The sequence below is a fragment of the Serratia sp. H1w genome, from assembly GCF_000633355.1.
Classification (GTDB): Bacteria; Pseudomonadota; Gammaproteobacteria; order Enterobacterales; family Enterobacteriaceae; genus Chania.
Genome location: NZ_AYMQ01000204.1, coordinates 1 through 293, shown reverse-complemented (window position 1 = coordinate 293; position 293 = coordinate 1). Strand labels below are relative to the sequence as shown.

Annotated in this window: 1 protein-coding gene; it reads right to left on the bottom strand. The window is 53.9% G+C overall.

What is annotated here, in order from left to right; all coding sequences use genetic code 11:
- Window positions 1-16: 16 nt before the first annotated feature.
- A complete protein-coding gene (locus U869_RS32965; protein ID WP_369795617.1) occupies window positions 17-283 on the bottom strand; it encodes a transposase in 267 nt (88 codons plus the stop codon).
- Window positions 284-293: the final 10 nt, after the last annotated feature.

Genomic DNA, 293 nt, shown 5'->3' with positions numbered 1-293 from the left:
CTCCGTAGATACTCTGTTAAGCGTCAAGCGATTGCCGGTGTTTTTCGCTGAACAGTTTCGTTGCATCGAAGTCCTGACCGTGTTTTATACAGCTCCACAGACCGGTCAGGTACTTCCTCATGATGGCGCATATCGCCTGTATTTTCTTTTTTCCCCTCTTCTGCAGCGCCTGATAAAACTCTCGGGTTCGTGGCTCATGCTGTGCCGCGCTCAACGCCCCCATATACAACGCTCGCCGTAGGTGCCCGTTCCCCGCCTTGCACAACCTGCTCGGACGATTCACGCTACTCCCA